Below are 17781 nucleotides of genomic sequence, written 5' to 3'. Positions count from 1 at the left end.
TTTACCATAAACAAGAGTACAGACGGATGTAAGGATCTCGGTTGAGTCTGATAGATTATTGCCAATCTCCGCATCCGCTCCGATTGGCGCGGCATTCATCTCAGCACCGCCCTTCGGGACGGTGTGAGCCTTCTGCCTGGAAAAGGTAAACCCAGTGGGATAGGGATGCTAGCATACGGTAAATTCCGGAGTACCGTATTTAGCATGGCGCAACTTGAGGATGCAATGACAGATGCCAAACCTGCCAGTGAAATTGAGCTGTCGCCTGCTGACCCTGGAGCCAACCCGGTCAACGGCTTCACGCTGAGAAGACTGAAAGGTGGCTTCTTGATTGGTTTGGGCTATCTTCTATCGCCGCTGTGCTGGTGGAACGATTTGGTGTTCAATTTGCCGATCGCTTATTGCTTTGGATACGTCTGTAGCTGGGTTTCTGCGGACTTCTTCCTGCCAGGTACAATCGCTGGCTATTGGCTCTCTAATGTAATTGGAATTGTATTAATGCAAGTGGGCGTGGTCGATGTCGTTCAAAAGCAACCCCGCGATCGCAGTCTCAAAAAAGATATTGTCATGGGTATCGTGACTTCGACGCTCTATACCGTTCTTGTTTTAGGACTTGTTTATTTCAAGATCCTGGATGTCTCCTTTTTGTTTCCAGCAGATGCTTCTCTCGATATCAGTTCAATCGATTTGACTTCACGATAGCTCGCCTGATATGACCTGGCTGCTGTTGCCAGTATTGGTCATTTACATTAACGATATCTGAAGCAATTCTGTCTAATCGCAGAAGACGGAACCGGTTTGCAATGGCTATTCTTCCTGAAAGCGCATGACGAGATTTTCTAAGTATAATGTCTGAGTTCAGGTGGAGCAGTCAGTTTCAGTTTTTCGGCAGGTTCTTAAAGCAGTGGTTTATCACTCACTGGCGATCGCTGCTGCTCCTGCTCATTGGAGTCTACTTGCCTCTGCAAGCTTTCGTAATCTTGGCATTGCAAATTTGGGCACAGGACGGCGGAATTTTATGGGATGAGCCTATTCTGCTGGCGATTCATCAAACCGCTCAATCTCAGCTTGAACCATCTGTCAGGCTGTTGAGTCAGCTCGGAACCATATGGGGCGTTTTTCCCATCACAGTCGGACTGTCACTCGTGTTTTTGAGCGCTCGACGGTGGCGATCGCTTATCTATCTGCTGCTGACCGTGTTTGGTAGCGGTATCATCAATCTTTCGGCGAAGTCGGTATTGCATCGAGTGCGCCCCCAACTGTGGGATTACCCGCCGTTACCCGATTATGCTTTTCCTAGCGGTCATGCGATGGCAAGCATGGCGTTTGTTGCAGCGCTGGTGGTTCTGACGTGGGGTAGCCGTTGGTGTGGGTTGGCTGTTACAGGCGGCAGTTTGTTTGTGGTCGCGATCGCCTGGACGCGCCTTTATCTGGGGGTGCATTATCCCAGTGACATTGCAGCGGGATGGCTGATTTCGATCGCATGGGCCATTGGGATGAGTTTGTTGGTGAAGCCCAATTTGCTTCCTGCAAACACGGTCGAGGTGAAACAACTCACTCCATCGGGGATGAGCAATCAGTAGCCAACGAGTACAGATGCCCCTGCTTGACGTTGCAAGAGTGTTGCTGAATTGAATAGTGAAACGAACGTTTCACCGAATTGAACGACTTACAGCCATTTTCATTTGCATTCACCACGCCTCAAACCCTATACCCCATAGCCATCTTGGCGAGACTGTAGCTTACTCGATTGAGAACTGCTGTAAATTCCATCATCGGTTTTACAATTCGCTTGATGTTTCGGTGCTCCTGCTCAGTTACGTTATTGAGCCGTACGCTTTCAGAAGACAATTGGGTATTCAAAACCTGGCTAATTTTAAGCGCATTGATTTCAGTTTTACCAGGCGTTACGATTCCAACTATCCAGCCTGTTTCAATTGAAACGTTTTGCCACAGTCAGGCTCTTACATCTGAAGACGTTGATTGACCTGGTTGCTTTTCCGCAGCCAATGAACAGTTAGCAACGAGCTGGATTGCTCTGGTGAATGCCTATTAAGTAACGGAGAACCTCTGCGGCGTTTTAGCAACGATCGCCATGTTCGATTTCAACCGTCATGGTTTTGCATCTCCCAATGACTGATGCATTGTACCCAGGAATTAAATCAAATTTCAGCCAGCGATCGCTCCGCCATTGATACATCCAGTTCAGTGAGGAGCCGTTCCTTCCACTGCTGAAGTGTGGTATTGGTGCGTTTACGAGGACGAGGGAGATCCAGCGTCACCGTGCGATGAATTCGTCCCGGATTGCCACGCAGAACAATGATTCGATCGCTTAACACCAAGGCTTCTTCAATGTCGTGTGTCACCAGCATCATTGTAGGGCGATCGTATTCCCAGATATGCAGTAAATGATCTTGTAGTTTAGTGCGTGTAAACGCATCAAGAGCGCTAAACGGTTCGTCTAGCAAAAGAATTGATGGCTTTGTGACCAGGGCACGGGCGATCGCAACTCGTTGTGCCATCCCACCAGATAGTTGGCGGGGCAGCATATGAGCAAAGTCGGATAAACCAACCTTAGCCAGCGTCGCTGCTGTAATCGCATCGCTATCGGTTCTGGAAAGGTGTTCCAGACCAAAACGGACGTTATCTTGAACCGTTAACCACGGCATCAATCGCGGTTCCTGAAAAATGATGCCAACATCAGGATGAGGAGCGTTAATGACTTCATGGTGAATTGAAACGCTGCCCGTCGTGGCTTTATCCAATCCGGCAATGATACGGAGCAAAGTGCTTTTACCACAGCCGCTTGTACCCACTAAACTAACAATCTCTCCCGGGTTTACCTGTAGATTGACATCTTCCAGTGCTACAAACCCGTTGTCAAATTGCTTATAAACAGTCTCAATGTGAAGCATGTGGCTCTCTCGAAGGACACGTCAGTGATAGCAAAACATCTGCTTAAGAGGCTGTGTGAAAAGTATCAAAGGTCTTCTGTAAGGGCGTAGCATTCGGGCAATACTTCTGGGTCTTTTTCAATGGCTATTTGCCGAATGCTACGCCCCTACGGGTGTTGGTCTACAAATTAGACTGTCAACATCCGCTTAAAAACAATTGGCTTGAATTCAGGTGAACCCTATTTACAGCGTCATTGATGGTGTGAACTGTAGGAATCTTGCCACCGCAGCAGTCGCTTGCCAGCAGAGGCTACTACTGCATCCGTCAGCTTACCCAGAACGGCAAAGAGCAATATGCTGGCAATAATAATATCGGGTCGTCCTGTTGTTTGTCCGTCTACCAGCAGGAAACCCAATCCTTTGCTGGCTCCCATGATCTCAGCCGCCACAACAAACATCCATCCCAACCCCAATCCACTGCGTAAGCCCACGATATAAGCAGGTAAAGTAGCAGGGAGAAAGACTCGCCCAATCAGCTTCAGTTGATTCAGACGATAAACCTGCCCAACTTCGACTAACTTACGATCGACATTTTGAATACCACTCATTAAATTGAGATATACCGGAAAGAACACGCCAACCGCAATGAGCGACACTTTGGACGTTTCGTAAATGCCTAACCACAGAATGAACAATGGCACCCAGGCTAACGAGGGAATGCTTCGTAGCGCTTGCAATAGCGGATCGAGTAATTGATGAGCAAACCGCGAGTAACCCGTGAGTGCCCCAAAAACAGTTGCCAACCCAGCACCAATGAGAAACCCAAGCAATACTCGAAAAACTGTAATGCCAATGTGCTCAACCAGTTCGCCAGTCACCGTCAATGACCACAGGGTTGAGGCGATCGCAGAAGGAGCGGGCAACAGATTAGGCGGAAACACACCAACTCGTGAAAGCAACTCCCAGAGAACCAGTAAAGTGATGGGAATGATGAGTCCGATCGCCCACTGGTGTCGAGCCGCTCTTCGCCGCTTGGGTGGACGATACGGACGGGTTGCACTGGCTGTGCTAATCGCAGCCGATTTTGATCCGTTTGTCTTGAGGAAGTTGCTCATAGGAATTGGGGTAACCGTTCTGCGGATCAGCCTGCGATTTTTTCTGCAAATTGCGGATCAACCAGATCGTTGGCAACCTGTTCCACCTCAACCGTGTTAGGAATAACCCCACTGCGCTTGAGGACATCTCCGGCTGCAACGATCGTCTCTTTGTGAATTGCGCCAATTACAGGACTTGTTAAATCGGTGCGCTCTAATTGCTTGGCCGCCACGGCATCGCTTAACTTCGCTTCTCTAGCCAGAATCGTTTTGAGTTCATCGGGGTTTTCGATCGCCCATTGGCGTGCCTTTTCATAGGCGGTCAGCACTCGCTCCACATAACCGGGATACTGTTCGGCAAACGCTTCTCTCACATTGAGAAATCCATACGTGTTTAGATCAGGATTGCGGAAGAATAACCGAGATCCCTGTTCTAGTTCTGTGGTTGCCATATGCGGATCTAGCCCAGCCCATGCGTCAACATCGCCCCGTTCTAGAGCGGTTTTGCCATCGGGGTGCTGTAACTGTACCAACTCAATGTCCTGTTCAGACAAACCAACCTGGTCTAACGCTCTCAATAAAAAGATGTGAGGATCGGTACCGCGTGTAGCGGCCACTTTCTTGCCCCGTAAGTCTTCTACCCTGTTGATAGTGGCATCGCGAGTAACGAGAGCCGTCCATTCTGGCTTGGAGTAGATATACACTGCTTTAATGGGATTGCCGTTTGCTTTACCCAACAGGGCAGCGGCTCCTGCGGTTGAACCAAAGTCAATGCTGCGACTGTTCAGCAACTCTAGCGCTTTGTTGCTTCCCAGGCTTTGTACCCATTCCACCTTGACATTATCCTGCGCCAGGTCATCTTCCAGCCATTTTTGATCGCGTAACACCAGGCTGACCGGATTATAGTACGCAAAATCCAGCTTGATGGAACTGGGAGCCTCAGCCGTTTGGGCACTGCAACTGCTTACTGTAAATACCACGGCTAAGGCAACGGAAAACAGGAAAGAGAAACCAGACCACCGCTTTGGCCTTAGCCATTTAAAACGGCTCCAACGCCTCCATTGAATGCTGCTCATCACTTCACACGTCCCACATCTAAATGAATAGTAAACAGGTCAAAATGCCATAACCAATTGGCCTCTGATTGTGTAATCAGAGTGAGCCATCGCCTAATGCCCTGGCGATCGAATTTACTTGCCGCAACAGGCTCAACATCGTCAGACATGAGCCAGAATACTAAATAACGGTATGTCTATCAACTTACCGTATTTTATGGACAAATCATCTCATATTTGATTGGAATCGTGCAAGCGATCGCCCTGACCCAGCATCTTATGCTTCACCCAATCTGCTCGGTACAATGATCTGAGCGGTTGTTAGCAGTTAGTCCGCTTGCTGCACATTGTTGGTAGTACGCTATCAAGAGATATCAGGAGATATCAGGAGAATAACTATGACTGCCCCATTCATGACAGACACCCCGTTTTCCCAGATTGCTGTAATTGATATTTCGGCTTTGGTGACTGGGAATGGCGATCGCCAAACGGCAGCCGCGCAAATTCGGCAAGCCTGTCAGGAATCTGGCTTTTTCTACGTCGTAGGGCATGGGGTTGACGAAGCGTTGCAACAGCGATTGGAACAGCTTAGCCGTCAGTTTTTTGCTCAAGATCTGGAAACCAAGCTGGATATTGGCATGGCGCGAGGTGGCAAGGCGTGGCGCGGCTATTTTCCGGTTGGGGGAGAGCTAACCTCCGGAAAACCCGACCAAAAAGAAGGGCTTTATTTTGGGGCAGAGCTAAGCGAGAATCACCCGCTGGTAAAAGCAGGGGTTCCGATGCACGGACGCAATTTGTTTCCTGCCAGTAGTCCTGACTGGCGCGAAACGGTACTGGCCTATCTGGAAGCAATGACTCAGCTTGGACATCATCTGATGACGGGTATTGCCCTGAGTCTTGGTCTGGAAGCGTCCTATTTTGCCGATCGCTACACTTCCGATCCGCTCATTTTGTTTCGCATTTTCAATTACCCTCAGAACCCGTTTCCTGAGACGGAACCCAGTTGGGGGGTGGGTGAGCACACCGATTATGGATTGCTAACTATTTTGAAACAGGACAACTGCGGCGGCTTGCAAGTTAAATCTAAGTCGCATTGGATTGAGGCTCCTCCGATTCCGGGGTCGTTTGTCTGCAACATTGGCGATATGCTCGATCGCATGACGGGTGGATTGTATCGTTCAACGCCCCATCGAGTTAAAAATACTAGCCAGCGCGATCGCCTCTCGTTTCCGTTCTTCTTTGATCCCAATTTCAGCGTCGAAGTCAAGCCCATTGCAGGCATCACGATTGGCGATCGCGCTGATCGAGGGGACAATGATCGATGGGATCAAACCAACATTCATGCCGTTCAAGGAACCTATGGCGACTATGTGTTGGGTAAAGTCTCCAAAGTTTTTCCAGAACTACGCCAAACCGTGCTTTAATTCCTTTCTCACTCCTTTGTTTCGTGATGCTATTTTGTGATGCTATGAGTATTAGACCGTTTCATCTGGCATTTCCAGTCATTGATTTAGCAGAGACTCAACACTTTTATCAAACTGTTCTGGGTTGCACCCTTGGCCGAACCTCAACCACCTGGATCGACTTCAACTTATTTGGGCATCAACTCACCGCTCACCTTAGCCCAGCGGAGGTTCAGCCTGTACAAACAAATCCCGTTGACGGCAAAGCGGTTCCGGTGCGTCACTGGGGTGTCATTCTCGACATGGCAGACTGGGAACAGTTGGCCGATCGCCTCAAACAGCATGACGTTACCTTTGTGATTGCGCCGTATGTTCGCTTCAAAGGTGAAATTGGAGAACAGGCTACCATGTTTTTGCTAGATCCCAGCGGCAATGCGCTTGAATTTAAGGCATTTCGAGATGATGCCGCTATCTTTGCGTCTTAATCCTCACTCCAGACAGCACTGGTATGAAGACCAACGCGGTACGCCTGCTGGATATGCTAGGCATTTCCTATGAACTGCGCGAATACGAAGTTGATCCCGACGATCTGGCGGCTGAGTCGGTGGCGCAAAAGATTGGTCTGCCGCCCGATCAGGTGTTCAAAACCCTGGTTACAAGAGGCGATCGCACTGGAATTGGTTTGGCGGTCATTCCGGGTAATACCCAACTGGATCTTAAAGCATTGGCGCAGATTTCTCACAATCGCAAAATGGAAATTGTGCCGTTAAAAGAAGTGCAACCGTTGACAGGTTACATTCGCGGTGGAGTTACGGCTCTAGCGTGTAAAAAAGATTATCCAGTGTATGTGGATGAGTTCATTGAACTGTTTGATGTTATTTCCATTTCTGCGGGGGTGCGAGGTATGCAAATTGTGTTGGCACCTGCCGATTATCTTCGGGCGGTAAACGCTACTGTCGGAATGATTACTCAGGACAAGACGTAACTGTATCAAATTTGACAATTGACTTTACTACTTTTGGCTGAATCATTTCATCCTTCCGGAAATGCCAATCGATAGGGTGTAGATCCACAATGAAAGGAGAGGTTTCAGCCAGTGCAGCTACGTTCTATCGCCTCTAATGCTGTAGGATGACGATCGCTTTCAAAGAATCACCTGATAAGGTGAATCGCTACGGTGAGGCATCGTGTGGGTCATTAACATAAGCTGAGTATAAACCAGGCTCGAACCTCAGGAAATGATGTGATTTTAGTCACAGTATGTGGAGAGGACTATGCTAACCACGACTTGTACAGTATCCAAAGCAGATTGTTTGAAGCCGTTGCGCGATCGGCTCGATGCCATTGACGTTCGCAATCCTCAAATGGCACGATTAGTTTGTAAGGTGATTCCTGCCGCCTGCCCGTTTGAACGAGATATCAAGTTTTTCAATCGGGTTTTATTTCATATCCCACCGTTGTGCAAATTAAACCCGTTGTATGAAGAAACCGTGGGTCTGCGCTTTCGAGCATTATCTTACCTGGCAGATGAGTGTGGCGAAGATGTAACCAGCTATTGCTGATTGCCTTTGTAATGTGGGCAATGAGCTACAGCAGCCGGAACAGAAACGGATAGCGGTAGGGTCTTTCAGGTTTGTTGAGAACGTTGACGATGGCAATGATGGGCATGACAACGCTAGCGATCCCCAACAGAACCAGTAGCGGAACCCCGATCCTCACAAACTGCAACAGCAACGGATTGACAAACGACATGACCATCACAAGGAAGATCAGACTGGCGTAAATATAGAGATTGATGTGAAAGTTGAGAGATTCTTTCGCGTTATCTTTCACAACCGGATCGTTGGAGGTCAGCAAAATAGCAATGGGAATGGCGATCGCCACAATTGTAGAGCTGAGAAATATAGCGCCATGACTTGCGGCTGAAAGCAGGTTCCTCTGCGACAGATCGTTCATCCGACTGACCTCACTGCTAGTGCTGTGACTTCCGATGGTACTTCATCCTTCAGATTTCACCACCAATTAGACCACAATTGTATTAATCGTTAGCGCAACGCCGGTAAGTGCCATTGTTCTGGTTCAAACTCGGTCAGTGACTCCAGAATTTGGTCGGCTTCTTGAAATAAGGTTCTGCTCATATTGGGAGCTGGAACCGCCACTACCGACATGCCTGCTTGCTTAGCGGCACTAACCCCTGCGATGGAATCTTCAAATACGAGGCATTGATCTGGACGAGTTCCCAGGCGTTCGGCAGTGACCCAAAAAATGTCTGGCGAGGGTTTGCCGTTCTGAATAGCCGGATCGTCTCCCATAACAATGCATTGAAACAGTTGCAGCCAGTCTTGATGATGGGTGGTTTTGCTGCTGAACCGGATGTGGGCAGAACTGGTGGCGATTGCCTGTGGCACCCGGTAGCGATAAAAGTGTTGGGTTAGCTCAACCGCTCCCGGCATAGGACAGGAGGAGGGGTAGAGATCAAAAATAATGGCATCCCGCTGTGTCAAATACTCTGAAACGGTCAACGGCAGTTCCAGTAAGTCAATAATCAGTTGAGCTGAATCTTCTGCTGTGCGGCCAATGATTTTGGCATGAATAGTAAAATCAAAGGTTTTACCAAACCGTGCTGCCAGGGTTTGATTGACCGTTGCGTGAATCGGTTCTGTGTCGAGCAACAGCCCATCCAGGTCATAGATTAAATGGGTCACTCGTCTAAGGCTTACCATACGTCTGCAACACCATCCCGTTTAACTACTTAGCTGGTAGAACCAGATGAAAACTCCAGCCATGTTGCTCAAACCCAAGCGATTCATAAAACGCATGGGCGCGATCGCGCTTCACATTGGAAGACAACATCATTTTGTAACATCCCGCCGCCTGACTCAACTGTAATGCTTCCTGAAGCATAGCTTTGCCGATGCCCTGATTTCGATACGATGGGCTAACGGTTACCGCATCTAACACAGCAAACTGATGCATACCCCGATGCATCATGGTTGGAGCCATCAACAAGCTAAACGTGCCAACCAACTGATCGGCCAGATAAACAAGATAGATTTGATAGTGAGGAATGGCTTCGATCGCACTAAAAACAGCATGAAGCGTGGCCTCATCAAGCGGCGGCTGCCCATCCATCTCGGCATAGAGTTGGCTCAAAAGAGGCAAATCGGCACGGGTTGCAGGTTGGAGGTGTAGCTTCATGGCCGCTCACTCATCGTACTGGCACGGTTTAGGCTGTTCTTACCATAGGTTAACTCAGTTGCCTTGAAACACCGACGGAGTAGAGTCAGCAGTTATTCGTTGATTTAGAGAACGACCCCCATCCTTGTGAACGGAGATTGGGGCAACCCTTGGTTAACTATCGGCTAAAGAACCTTGAAAGCGTCTTTCACGGCGTTGTATAAGCAACACCTTGAGTAAGTATCAAAAAAATCAGACCATAAATTTCTTGCATAGAGTCAGTTCAATGGTAAGTTTTATATAGATATAAGTCGATTGTACTTTGCTTATCCATAGATTTAGCTCGATGGACAGCATCATTCATCTTCAAACCATTGAATTGTTATGCAATTAACAAACCGTATCAATTTCAGGAACCTGAAAGGCGATCTGTTTGGTGGGCTGACAACTGCGATCGTTTCGTTACCCCTGGCACTGGCATTCGGTGCCGCATCGGGCGCAGGCCCGGTTTCAGGTTTATATGGTGCAGTCTGCGTTGGCTTTTTTGCCGCCTTGTTTGGCGGTACGCCGACTCTAATTTCAGAGCCAACAGGCCCTATGACGGTCGTGATGACGGCGATCGTTGCCTCACTAACGGCAAGCAATCCAGAGAATGGGTTGGCGATGGCATTCACGGTTGTGATGCTGGCCGGTCTCTTCCAAATTCTGTTTGGCGTGTTTCGGTTGGGCAAGTACATTACCCTGATGCCCTACAGCGTCATTTCCGGCTTTATGTCTGGAATTGGGATCATTCTGGTGATTTTGCAAATTGCTCCATTTTTAGGACAGCAAGCCCCCAAGGGTGGTGTGCTAGGAACTCTGACAAATTTACCCAACCTGCTGGTCACGATTAATCCGGCGGCGGCGATTTTGGGTGCAATAACCCTGGCGATCATTTTCTTGATGCCTCGTAAGCTGAAGCGGATTGTACCTCCTCAGTTGGCGGCGCTGGTGGTGGGTACGGTGGTTTCGCTGGTGTTCTTTCCCAATGCCGATATTCCCCGAATTGGTGAAATTCCGATGGGGCTTCCTACCCTGCAAATTCCTACTTTCACGCCGGGTCAGATCACGGCGATGCTGGTAGATGGGGCAATGTTGGGGATGTTGGGCTGCATCGATACCCTACTCACTGCTGTGATTGCCGATAGCTTGACGCGGACGGAACATAACTCCAATAAAGAACTGATCGGTCAGGGCATTGGTAACGTAATGTCGGGTCTGTGCGGTGGTTTGCCCGGTGCAGGGGCAACGATGGGAACGGTGGTCAATATTCAAACGGGTGCAAAGACGGCATTATCTGGTCTGACTCGTGCGGGTATTCTCCTGATTGTGGTGCTGTGGGCGGCTGGACTAACGAGCAGCATTCCAATGGCGGTGCTGGCCGGAATTGCGCTCAAAGTGGGTCTTGATATTCTGGACTGGAGTTTTTTGAAGCGATCGCACAAAGTATCGTGGAAAGGCTCGGCAATTATGTACGGAGTGCTGTTTCTCACGGTGTTTGTGGATCTGGTTGTGGCAGTAGGAGTGGGAGTTTTCATTGCCAATATCCTCACTATCGAGCGGTTAAGTGAAATACGGGCTAGAGAGGTGAAGGTGATCAGCGATACGGATGATACCGTTGTCCTGAATGCAGGAGAGAAGCAATTGCTCGATCAGGCGCAGGGACGAGTTTTGCTGTTCTACCTGAGTGGGCCGATGATCTTTGGCGTATCAAAGGCGATCGCACGTCAGCATAATGCCGTCAAAGACTGCGATGCCATTGTGATGGATTTGAGTGATGTACCCCACATGGGAGTGACGGCTTCTCTAGAAATTGAAAACGCAATTCGCGATGCACTGGATAAGGGACGGCAAGTGTATCTGGTGGGTGCCGATGGTACAGTCAAGCGTCGTTTGGAAAAGCTGGGTATCTTCGAGATCATTCCATCTCACAATTTGTTTGCCGATCGAACGGAGGCATTAAGAGAGGCCGTGATACGAGCAGGTGTCAACTCACCTGGACAGATTCCTGAATCGGATATTGATTGGTCATCGACTATACAAGCTTAGTGAGCGGGGGAGCGAGTGGGTGAATATGGAGCAATGGGTTTCAGGGAGTCAACCCAGGACTAACCGCTCTTTGCTCTCCTCTCTTTTTTCTGTAGCTTGATGGAACTAAAAACCATACCGAGAGGTATCACACATGATTTGGCTTGAATTAAATGTGCCTTTTGGGGCAGATTGGATTACACCGGGGGGATTTGGGATGGGTCATTTCTCTCCACTTTCTCCACTTTTGGCAATGGCCTCGGCTGAAAATGCCCCAATGGTTCTATCGGGTGTGTTGCTAAGTTTGGTGATTGTTTATCTGGCAAGTAAGTTAGGGGGAGAAGTCTCCAAAGCCCTGGATTTTCCACCTGTTTTGGGTGAATTGTTGGGTGGGGTATTGGTAGGCGCTTCGGCACTGCATTTTCTGGTGTTTCCTGAAAGTGGCGCACAGGCAACCGATTCTTTGCTGATGCCAATTCTGCAATGGATAGGCGGTTTATCACCTGAAGCGGTGACAGAGGTTTTCGAGTCCCAAAGCGACATTATCTCGCTGCTGGCAGAATTGGGTGTGATCATTCTGCTGTTTGAAATTGGCCTGGAATCTGATCTGCGCGAACTGCAAAAGGTGGGCTACCAGGCAGCGATCGTTGCCTGTGTTGGGGTGGCAGCTCCCTTTGCCGCTGGTACGGTTGGGCTAATGACATTATTCCATGTGCCTACGATTCCTGCCATCTTTGCTGGAGCCGCATTGACCGCAACCAGTATTGGCATTACTTCAAAAGTGCTGTCGGAATTAGGGCAACTCAAGTCGCGGGAAGGGCAGATTATTGTCGGTGCTGCGGTGATTGATGATGTCTTGGGCATCATTGTGCTGGCCGTGGTTGCTAGTCTTGCCAAGACGGGCGAAGTGGATGTGATGAATGTGATTTATCTGATCATCAGTGCCACTGCTTTTCTGTTAGGTGCAATCCTATTGGGTAAGTTCTTCAATCAGGCATTTGTGGCGATCGTGGACACGCTACAAACTCGCGGCAAATTGGTGATTCCAGCCTTGATCTTTGCTTTTCTGATGGCATTTCTGGCCAATGCCATTCACCTGGAAGCCATTTTGGGCGCATTTGCAGCAGGCTTAGTTCTCGATGAAACCGATCGCCGTAAAGAACTCGATCAGCAAATTATTCCGATTGCGGATATTTTGGTGCCCATTTTCTTTGTCACGGTTGGCGCAAAGGCTAATTTAGGGGTTCTTAATCCGGCGGTTGCTGAGAACCGAGAAGGTTTAGCCATTGCAGCCTTCTTAATTGTCGTGGCTATTGTTGGCAAGGTTGTCACAGGATGGTCAGTGTTTGGTCAGTCCAATATCAATCGTTTGGCGATCGGGGTGGGGATGATTCCACGAGGCGAAGTAGGACTGGTGTTCGCTGGTATTGGTTCTGCAAGTGGGGTATTGGGCAAACCGCTGGAGGCGGCAATTATCACCATGGTTATTTTGACCACATTTCTAGCGCCTCCATTTTTACGGCTGGCGTTTGGTCAATCGTTAGAAGCGCCATCGGTGGTAGAGCCTGTCACCCTGGAGAGGGACACTCAAACCTTATCATAAGGTTCAACGGGGCGATCGCGATTACAGTTTGTTGTACGGATTGATTGGTGCATCTGCTCGATGTTGTTAGGGAAAGGTACTGTGTTAGAAGCTTGCGTATTTGCAACCGTATTATGCGGATTTTTCGGCATCATCCTGAAAAGAAATCTGATGATGAAGATCATCTCGATGGATGTAATGAGTACAGGGGTCATTGCCTACTATGTGCTAATCGCATCACGAGGTGGCCTGGTTACACCCATTCTGGCAAATAACCAGAATGGGAATTACGCCGATCCAGTTCCTCAAGCGGTGATCTTGACGGCGATCGTCATCGGTTTTTCGATTCAGGCACTCATGCTAGTCGGCGTCATGAAGCTGGCACACGACAATCCGACCCTGGAAACTAGCGAGATCGAGCAGAATAACACACCATGAGTACACTGACGATTGCCTGGATTACCCTACCGTTTTTTCTGGGATTCATCAGCTATTTGTTTCCCCGGCTCGATCGCTACCTCTCGTTAGGGGTGGCGATCGCATCCACTAGCTATGCGCTGCTGCTATTTGCAAAACCACCGCTAACCCTGCAATTGTTGGATAGCTTTAGCGTTACCCTGTTGATCGATCAATTAAGCGGTTTCTTTATCCTGACCAATGGGCTAGTTACAGCCGCCGTGATTCTCTACTGCTGGCGCAGTGGTAAAACTGCTTTTTTTTACATGCAGACTCTGATTTTGCATGGCAGTGTTAACGCTGTATTTATCTGTGCAGATTTTATCAGCCTGTATGTGGCGTTGGAGGTCATTGGGATTGCTGCGTTTCTGTTAATTGCCTATCCCCGAACCGATCGTTCGATCTGGGTGGGGCTTCGCTATCTCTTTACCAGCAACGTTGCAATGCTGTTTTATTTGGTGGGTGTAGCGCTGGTTTATCAGGTGCATCATTCATTTGCCTTTGCGGGCTTGCGGGCAGCCCCTCCAGAGGCGATCGCCCTGATTGTGCTGGGGTTGTTGACCAAAGGCGGCATTTTTGTATCGGGATTGTGGCTACCGTTAACCCATTCTGAATCAGAGACACCTGTATCTGCTTTGCTGTCGGGGGTTGTGGTCAAAGCCGGAGTGTTTCCCCTGGTGCGTTGCGCTCTGCTGGTAGAGGAGATTGAACCGATCATTCGCATCTTTGGAATTGGAACTGCATTTTTGGGTGTAACCTACGCAGTCTTTGAAACAGACAGTAAGCGCATCCTGGCATCAAGCACAATGTCGCAATTAGGCTGGATTCTGGTTGCACCGACCGTGGGCGGCTTCTATGCCCTCACGCATGGGCTGGTCAAAGCAGCGCTATTTCTGATTATGGGATCGTTACCGAGCCGCAATATCAAGGCGTTGCAGCAACAGCCGATCCATTCTGCCATCTGGATCGTCCTGGTTGGAGCTAGCCTCTCAATTTCGGGTTTTCCCCTGTTCTCAGGCTTTGCGGCAAAGATGTTGACGTTAAATAATCTAACGCTCTGGCAAGCTAACGCCATGAATGTTGCAGCCGTAGGAACTGCGATCGTATATGCCAAATTTATCGTCCTGCCGCATCAAAACCAAGAGCAACACAAAAACCTTCAGCCCGGTTTCTGGGTCGCAATGGTTCTGTTAATTGGAGGACTTTTGGTCGCAAACGCGGTGTATTACGAGGCATACACTCTGAGCAATATCACGAAAGCGATTGCCATCATCGGTGCAGGTTGGCTAATCCATTACTTGCTGCAACGATTTGCTATCAAACTGCCGCGTGTACTAGAGCAATTTGAGCATTTAATCGGGGTGATGAGTTTAATGTTGATCCTACTCTTTTGGATGGTGCTGGCGTGATTGGATTTCTCAATTTACTCCTACGATTGGTGATCTGGTTTTTGCTAACCGCTAATTTGAGTGTGGCAAATATCATCATTGGCGTTTGTGTTGCGCTTCTGTTGCCGCGCAGCTATACGAATCCAGGTGCGTTAAAAGACTGGTTGCGGGTGCTGTGGGAAGTTATTGTGGCAATTCCCCAGGCGTATCTGGAGGCATTTGAAATTATCTTCCGTCCCCATTCACAGGAAGATGTAACGATGGAACGAGTCAAACAGAGGCGATCGCCCGGACTGATCTTTCTAGACATTTTTCTAATCACGTTTACACCCAAGACTATTGTTTTGAAATACCACGAAGAAGGCTGGTACGAAGTTCATCGGGTGAGACGGAGGAAGAAGAGATGAATCTGGTTTTGATCATCATGATCTTGGCGTTGCTGATTCCCATCTACGAAGCCTGGCAGGATGATGACATCTGGCAGAAGATGCTGGCATTTGCCAGTATTGCGACCAAAACCTCTGTGATGATTCTGGTTGTCTCCGTTCTGCGCGATGACTGGATGATTGGGGTGGTTGGGGTCATTATCCTCAGTGTGGGAAATGCCGGGTTGATGTTGCTGGCACACATTATCAAACGGATGGGAGAGTTATGATTGATGTTCTCAGCTATGTCTGTATTGGAGTGGGAATTGTCTTCTGGTTTTGGGGAACGTTGCCTTTATTGGGCAAGCGATCGGTACTGTTTAAGCTGCACAGTCTTTCGGTAGCAGATACCCTTGGCTCAATGAGTATCATCTTTGGCCTACTCCTGAAAATTCCCAGCGAGTGGTCATTGCTCGTTCTTGCTCTTATTTCTCTGGCAATCTGGAATACGGTGCTGGGATATGTACTGGCGTATTGCTCTAGCAGCGGAGACGACAATGGACGATAGCTACATCTATGTCATCGTTGCGTTATTACCGTTAGCGGCATTAATCCTCACGGTTCAGGTTAATCCTTACCATGCTCTGGTGATTCGCGGCATTTTAGGAGCGGTGTCAGCATTGGTGTATGCGGTTCTGGGAGCCGCAGATGTGGCTCTAACCGAGGCACTGGTAGGAACCATGCTGGCGATTACGCTATATGCGGTAGCGGTGCGTTCATCACTGGTGATGCGGCTCGGTGTGCTGAAGGACAGTTTATTGGAAGCAGAACAGAAACTAGAACTTGCTCTGAATGATGCTCAGGTAAGCCAACGCTCCTTTGCCGACCTCGTTGCTGATCTCCGAACTATTGTCAGCCAATACCATTTGCGGCTTGAACTGATTCCCTATCCAGATCCACAGTCTTTACATCAGGCATTGATGGCAAAGGAAATCCATGCAACATGTATCCAGCGATCGCCACAGGACGAAGCCTCTATCCCTCAGTCTAATTCGCAACCTTATCACACCACCACCCGAATTCACCGCCTTTACAAGATTCTGCAAACTGAACCGTTAGCCCCTATGACTAGCCTGGACTACATTACTGCACTGGATTCAGCGGAGAAGCACTAAATGAAATGGCTCTACATCGCAGCAGGAATTGCCTTGTACATCAAATTTCTGGTCATGCCCAATCTGGCAGTCGATGTCCCCGATCTCTCGATCGTTGAAGTCATTGTGCAAAACAGTGGAGTTCCCAATGCAGTGTCAGGCATCATTTTTAGGAATCGGCTGTATGACACCATTTTTGAAGTGATCGTTTTTACGATCGCCATCCAGGGTGCCCACTTTCTGCTAGCAAACGAGCAACCATTCTGCACTATCTATCAATTTACCGATCAGCCCTCGGTTGTGCTGGCAAGGTTGGGAGCAACCATTGCCGCGATTGTCGGTGTTGAACTGGCCATCCGGGGGCACCTCAGTCCGGGAGGTGGGTTTGCAGCCGGAGTAGCCGGTGGAACGGCGATCGGCCTGGTGGCGATTACCTCATCCTCACAGTGGATGGAGTCGATTTATCAACGCTGGCAGGCTGCAACCTGGGAGAAAATTTCAGTGTTGGTTTTCATTGTGCTGGCAGCCATCACGCTGCTTGGCATTGAATTACCCCATGGCGAGTTGGGTACGCTGTTCAGCGGTGGAGTTGTTCCTCTGCTCAATATCTTAGTTGCCATCAAAGTTGCGCTGGGTTCCTGGGCGGTGATTTTGCTATTCATTCGCTATCGAGGGTTATTGTAATTGCCTGGGAGAATAGTTTAGTTTGAATGGTTAGAGGATGTCTTAAAAGTGTTAAGCTCCAACTCGAACCGCCCCCTAATCCCCCAATTCTAGCTTCGACGTGAGCGCTCAGCCGAACGGGGACTTCCGAATCAATTCTGTTTCAAAGTCCCCCAATTTTAGGGGATTTAGGGGGCTGATTTAGAATGTTGAGCCATTTTCAGACACCCTCTTAGGGTTGCCACACTGGAAGAACGTCATCCAACCATGATTTCATGCTTGAGAATAAGCGCCAGCTTAGAGAAGACCACATTCAATGGTTAAGTCATCACTTGTGGTGATCTGATAGGTAAGGTGTAATCGTTCACGGGGTGGGGGTATCAGTAGGCAGCAAGGATGGAACAGGTTCTCCCTGGCGAGCAGCCCGACATGCCTCAACCAAGTAATCTAACACTGGGCGATTTTGAGATCGCAAGGTTGTCA

At 48.9% G+C, this 17781-nt stretch carries 22 protein-coding genes; 15 read left to right on the top strand and 7 right to left on the bottom strand.

Annotated elements, in window-relative coordinates; genetic code table 11:
- Positions 1-204: 204 nt before the first annotated feature.
- Positions 205-702: a hypothetical protein gene (locus tag IQ268_RS30215; protein WP_228035858.1), complete on the top strand. Its 498-nt coding sequence runs from the start codon at positions 205-207 to the stop codon at positions 700-702.
- Between the two features lie 146 nt (positions 703-848).
- A complete protein-coding gene (locus IQ268_RS30210) occupies positions 849-1583 on the top strand; it encodes a phosphatase PAP2 family protein (protein WP_193886884.1) in 735 nt (244 codons plus the stop codon).
- Positions 1584-2162: 579 nt separating this feature from the next.
- On the opposite strand, the gene IQ268_RS30205 is transcribed toward IQ268_RS30210, so the two are convergent.
- From IQ268_RS30205 to IQ268_RS30190, 4 genes are all read right to left on the bottom strand, one after another.
- On the bottom strand, positions 2163-2915 hold the full coding sequence (locus IQ268_RS30205) for an ABC transporter ATP-binding protein (RefSeq protein WP_193886882.1): 753 nt from the start codon (positions 2913-2915) through the stop codon (positions 2163-2165).
- Between the two features lie 230 nt (positions 2916-3145).
- Positions 3146-4009 (bottom strand): ABC transporter permease, encoded by an 864-nt coding sequence (locus IQ268_RS30200; RefSeq protein WP_193886880.1) that lies wholly within the window; start codon positions 4007-4009, stop codon positions 3146-3148.
- Between the two features lie 26 nt (positions 4010-4035).
- A complete protein-coding gene (locus IQ268_RS30195) occupies positions 4036-4968 on the bottom strand; it encodes an aliphatic sulfonate ABC transporter substrate-binding protein (protein WP_339383746.1) in 933 nt (310 codons plus the stop codon).
- A 95-nt stretch (positions 4969-5063) separates the two neighbouring features.
- Complete coding sequence (locus tag IQ268_RS30190) at positions 5064-5213, bottom strand: hypothetical protein (RefSeq protein WP_193886876.1); 150 nt, start codon at positions 5211-5213, stop codon at positions 5064-5066.
- 228 nt (positions 5214-5441) lie between these two features.
- Between IQ268_RS30190 and IQ268_RS30185 the strand changes: the two genes are divergently transcribed.
- From IQ268_RS30185 to IQ268_RS30170, 4 genes are all read left to right on the top strand, one after another.
- Positions 5442-6467 (top strand): isopenicillin N synthase family oxygenase, encoded by a 1026-nt coding sequence (locus IQ268_RS30185; RefSeq protein ID WP_193886874.1) that lies wholly within the window; start codon positions 5442-5444, stop codon positions 6465-6467.
- A 44-nt stretch (positions 6468-6511) separates the two neighbouring features.
- Positions 6512-6931: a VOC family protein gene (locus IQ268_RS30180; protein ID WP_193886872.1), complete on the top strand. Its 420-nt coding sequence runs from the start codon at positions 6512-6514 to the stop codon at positions 6929-6931.
- Positions 6932-6954: 23 nt separating this feature from the next.
- Complete coding sequence (ybaK, locus tag IQ268_RS30175) at positions 6955-7431, top strand: Cys-tRNA(Pro) deacylase (protein WP_193886869.1); 477 nt, start codon at positions 6955-6957, stop codon at positions 7429-7431.
- Positions 7432-7720: 289 nt separating this feature from the next.
- Positions 7721-8008: a Mo-dependent nitrogenase C-terminal domain-containing protein gene (locus IQ268_RS30170; protein WP_193886867.1), complete on the top strand. Its 288-nt coding sequence runs from the start codon at positions 7721-7723 to the stop codon at positions 8006-8008.
- Between the two features lie 25 nt (positions 8009-8033).
- On the opposite strand, the gene IQ268_RS30165 is transcribed toward IQ268_RS30170, so the two are convergent.
- The 3 genes from IQ268_RS30165 to IQ268_RS30155 form a co-directional block, all read right to left on the bottom strand.
- Positions 8034-8402: a DUF4870 domain-containing protein gene (locus IQ268_RS30165; protein ID WP_193886865.1), complete on the bottom strand. Its 369-nt coding sequence runs from the start codon at positions 8400-8402 to the stop codon at positions 8034-8036.
- 89 nt (positions 8403-8491) lie between these two features.
- Positions 8492-9169, bottom strand: a complete 678-nt coding sequence (locus IQ268_RS30160; RefSeq protein WP_193886863.1) for an HAD-IA family hydrolase — start codon at positions 9167-9169, stop codon at positions 8492-8494.
- Between the two features lie 25 nt (positions 9170-9194).
- Entirely contained in the window at positions 9195-9644 is a 450-nt protein-coding gene (locus IQ268_RS30155; RefSeq protein WP_193886861.1) for a GNAT family N-acetyltransferase, read from the bottom strand.
- Positions 9645-10007: 363 nt separating this feature from the next.
- Here IQ268_RS30155 and IQ268_RS30150 point away from each other — a divergent pair, with 363 nt between their 5' ends.
- The 9 genes from IQ268_RS30150 to IQ268_RS30110 all read left to right on the top strand — a co-directional run bounded on the left by IQ268_RS30150 (position 10008) and on the right by IQ268_RS30110 (position 17319).
- Entirely contained in the window at positions 10008-11711 is a 1704-nt protein-coding gene (locus IQ268_RS30150) for a SulP family inorganic anion transporter (protein WP_193886859.1), read from the top strand.
- Between the two features lie 196 nt (positions 11712-11907).
- Positions 11908-13293: a cation:proton antiporter gene (locus IQ268_RS30145; protein WP_193886886.1), complete on the top strand. Its 1386-nt coding sequence runs from the start codon at positions 11908-11910 to the stop codon at positions 13291-13293.
- 81 nt (positions 13294-13374) lie between these two features.
- The gene (locus tag IQ268_RS30140; protein ID WP_193886857.1) at positions 13375-13710 is read left to right on the top strand and encodes a cation:proton antiporter subunit C; all 336 of its coding nucleotides are present in this window, start codon (positions 13375-13377) and stop codon (positions 13708-13710) included.
- Positions 13707-15137, top strand: a complete 1431-nt coding sequence (locus IQ268_RS30135) for a cation:proton antiporter (protein ID WP_193886855.1) — start codon at positions 13707-13709, stop codon at positions 15135-15137. Before IQ268_RS30140 ends, IQ268_RS30135 begins: the two co-directional genes overlap by 4 nt.
- The gene (locus tag IQ268_RS30130) at positions 15134-15523 is read left to right on the top strand and encodes a Na+/H+ antiporter subunit E (RefSeq protein WP_193886853.1); all 390 of its coding nucleotides are present in this window, start codon (positions 15134-15136) and stop codon (positions 15521-15523) included. Before IQ268_RS30135 ends, IQ268_RS30130 begins: the two co-directional genes overlap by 4 nt.
- Positions 15520-15771 carry a hypothetical protein gene (locus IQ268_RS30125; RefSeq protein WP_193886851.1) on the top strand — a complete coding sequence of 84 codons (252 nt, stop codon included), beginning with the start codon at positions 15520-15522 and terminating at the stop codon, positions 15769-15771. The genes IQ268_RS30130 and IQ268_RS30125 overlap by 4 nt, the downstream gene beginning before the upstream one ends.
- The gene (locus IQ268_RS30120) at positions 15768-16049 is read left to right on the top strand and encodes a monovalent cation/H(+) antiporter subunit G (protein ID WP_193886849.1); all 282 of its coding nucleotides are present in this window, start codon (positions 15768-15770) and stop codon (positions 16047-16049) included. Before IQ268_RS30125 ends, IQ268_RS30120 begins: the two co-directional genes overlap by 4 nt.
- Positions 16039-16656: a DUF4040 domain-containing protein gene (locus IQ268_RS30115; RefSeq protein WP_193886847.1), complete on the top strand. Its 618-nt coding sequence runs from the start codon at positions 16039-16041 to the stop codon at positions 16654-16656. The genes IQ268_RS30120 and IQ268_RS30115 overlap by 11 nt, the downstream gene beginning before the upstream one ends.
- Positions 16657-17319, top strand: coding sequence for a Na(+)/H(+) antiporter subunit B (locus tag IQ268_RS30110; RefSeq protein WP_193886845.1), 663 nt, complete (start codon positions 16657-16659; stop codon positions 17317-17319). It begins immediately after the preceding gene.
- The last annotated feature ends 462 nt before the right edge of the window (positions 17320-17781 follow it).

The sequence above is a fragment of the Oculatella sp. LEGE 06141 genome (assembly GCF_015207605.1).
In the GTDB taxonomy this organism is placed as follows: Bacteria; Cyanobacteriota; Cyanobacteriia; order Elainellales; family Elainellaceae; genus Oculatella.
The sequence above is the reverse complement of the archived record's forward strand: the minus strand, read 5'-3'. Positions and strand labels throughout refer to the sequence as shown.